The sequence below is a fragment of the Intestinibacter sp. genome (assembly GCF_022780145.1).
GTDB lineage: Bacteria > Bacillota > Clostridia > Peptostreptococcales > Peptostreptococcaceae > Intestinibacter.
Genome location: NZ_JALEXO010000192.1, coordinates 1 through 3327, shown reverse-complemented (window position 1 = coordinate 3327; position 3327 = coordinate 1). Strand labels below are relative to the sequence as shown.

Genomic DNA, 3327 nt, shown 5'->3' with positions numbered 1-3327 from the left:
AGGAAATTTTTCTAAAGTATTTAACGTACAAAATAAAAAATTTGTTACAATAAGCTGTAAAAATTGTGGATATACAGAATTGTATAAAGCTCAAACTTCTACAGGTATGAATGTATTAGACTTTTTAATTGGTTAATAATTTAATAGAAATAAATTTATAAAAGATCGATGTATATATATATATCGGTCTTTTTTTATGGAAATAATTGAAATTTAAAATTAAATTTTATAAAATACTATATTATAGTATTTATAAAGAAAATGGGTAGGTGAATATGAAAAAGAATATTTTTATAGTTTTTATAACAATAATTATTGTTTGCTTTATTTCAATAAAGGCAGATGCTCAAGAAAACGTGAATTTTCAGCATATAACTATAGAGGATGGATTATCGCAGTCCACAGCTGAAGTAATATTTCAAGATAGTCAAGGTTATATATGGATAGGAACTAATGAAGGCTTGAATAGATACAATGGATTTGAAATGAAAATTTACAAGGCAGATAAAACTAAAAAGAACACAATAGTAAATAACTACATCCTGAGTATACAAGAAGATCACGAGAAGAATCTATGGGTAGGCACAAATAGAGGTATCAGCAAAATTGATTTGGAGACCGATGAAATAGTTAATTACGAAAAAGACAAATCCGGTAGACAGTACTACAATGTCAGGAGTATTCTAGTCACAAAAAAAGGAAGTGTAATAGCTGTAACCTCGAATAACGTGTATTTATACAATAGAGAAACTGGTGATTTAGATGAAATTTTAAATAAAAGGAGTATTTTTAATGAAGAAGATATAATGGTTATAAAAGAAGACAATTTTCAAAATATATGGGTGGGTACAAATAAAAGCTTAATCAAATTAAATAAAAATACTTTAGAGGAGACAAAATACATTTCAAAGGATTCTATAGAAAATGATGGGATTAATTCAATTTTAATTGATGATGAAAATAGTATTTGGGTATCTACGAAGAATAATGGATTAAAAAAGATAATCATAAATGAAAATGGAACAAATGAGGTAATTGATTATTATCACGATGAAGATGATGAATTTTCTATACCGTCCAATACGACTAACAGCATGATACAGGACAGGAATGGGACTATTTGGATAGGTACAGAGAAAGGTATCTGCAAATATTTGGGAGACGATAAATTTTACTCATATCAAAATAAAAGCTATGATGAAAATAGTTTGATAAACAACAGTGTGTACAGTCTTATGGAGGATAGCAATGGATTGATATGGGTCGGTACATATACAGGAATAAGCTTGTTTGATCCTAATAATAAAATAATACATTACAAGAGCGATCCTCTTGATGAAAATTCTTTAAGTGGCGATGTAATACATGGAATCTATGAGGATGTAGATGGAAAATTATGGGTAGGAACTAGAAATAGAGGTCTGAATATAATCGATAGAAAAAACGACAAATACAAGACAATCTATGGAGGCGATGACGATTATCAATTGACCGATAACTCAATAAGAGTTATAGAAGGACATAAGGATACTGTGTGGGTCGGTACTAATTACGGACTTAATCAAATAGATAGAAATACTATGAAAATAAAAAAATACACTGTGGACAATGGCTTGACAAATAACAGTATAAAGAGTTTATTATTCAGCGAGGGATATTTGTGGATAGGAACTAAGAACGGTCTAAATATTTTAGATATTACAAACGATGAAATAATAGACATTACAGACTACTTAAAAAGAGCAGGTGTGACGGATAACTGTATACAAGAGATTTATCGAGACAAAGACGGTCTATATTGGCTTGGTAATTTTGTAGTAGGTTCTTTGATAAAAATAAATATTGACGATAGATTTATTAAGGTTTATAAAGCTTCTGATTGTGAAACTGAACAGGAAATAGCTGATGTAAAATGTATATCCGAATACAATGATATATTGTGGATAGGAACTAGTGAAGGCTTAGTTAAATTTAACAAGACTAGAGAGGTGTTTACTAGATACACGGATGAAGATGGATTGTCGAATAATACTATTTATGGATTATTGATAGATAACGATGGCAATCCTTGGGTAAGTACAAACAATGGAATTTCTAAATTCGATTTAAAAACATATAAGTTTAACAATTTAAGTAGTACAGATGGATTACAAAGTAATGAATTTAATGAAAAAGCCCATTATAAAACTAAAGAAGGCGAGTTCGTATTTGGTGGGATAAAAGGCTTGAATATTTTCAAACCAGAGGATATTTTAAAATCCTCTTATGAGCCAAAGGTCATATTTGAAAACTTTGATGTAAATGGAGAAAAATACAAAAATATAGATGGAATGAAGTTTGAGTACAACGAGAATTTCTTTAGGATAAAATATTTTTTCCCAGAGTATAAAGCTAACAATAATTTGAAATTTTATTATAAGCTAGAAGGATTGGTAGAAGAATGGGTTCAGGTCAATGGAAATGAAATTATATTTAATAAATTATCTCCTGGTAGATATACATTTAAAATAAAAGCCAGAAGTCAAAATGGAAATATGGGAAAAGAGAGCACAGTAAGTTTTACAATAAGGCCTCCTATATGGAAAAGCAAGGAGGCAATTGTAGTGTATATTTTTATAATTTTGCTTATGACTTATATCCATACTAAAAAGGTAAAGAGATTAGATTATCTCGTAGAAGTAAGAACTAGAGCACTTAGTAAAGAAATGCAAACTAGCAATCAGCTTTTAAATAAGATAATAGAGGTAGAAAGAAATAAAAACAATTATTTTATAAATTTATCTCATGAACTTAGAACACCTTTAAATGTAATAAGCTCAGTAGAACAGTTGATTACAAATTTAAATAAATCTCATAGGGGTGTGCCAAAAGATAAGCTAGAAGAATACATGCAGGTCATGAATAAAAATATCAGGAGATTACTAAACCTAATAAATAACATAATAGACACAACTAAAATCGAAAATGGAAAATACAAAATAAATATAAAGGAGGAAAATATAGTCTACGTAGTTGAAGAAGCTGCATTAGGTCTCAAAGATGCAATAGAATCAAATGGGATAAGTCTTATCATTGATACAGATACAGAAGAAAAAATCATAAAATGTGACAGCTATGAAATCGAAAGATGTATCGTAAATTTACTCAGCAATGCATCTAAGTTCACTAAAAAAGGAGGGACTATAAAGGTCGATATCAAAGATCTAGACGATAAGGTCAAGATAACGGTAGAAGATACAGGGATAGGTATAGATGAAAAATACTACAAGGCTATATTTGATAGATTTAACCAAATAGTAGATGAAAATACAGAGGTTAAAGGTGAGA

Annotated in this window: 2 protein-coding genes; both read left to right on the top strand. The window is 29.1% G+C overall.

Annotated features, from left to right (window positions below; translation table 11 throughout):
• A partial coding sequence (locus tag MR593_RS13575; RefSeq protein ID WP_290691560.1) for a zinc ribbon domain-containing protein occupies positions 1-136 on the top strand: 136 nt, incomplete at its 5' end.
• 139 nt (positions 137-275) lie between these two features.
• Positions 276-3327, top strand: a 3052-nt coding sequence (locus tag MR593_RS07590) for a ligand-binding sensor domain-containing protein (protein ID WP_290691557.1), incomplete at its 3' end; no start/stop codon positions are given.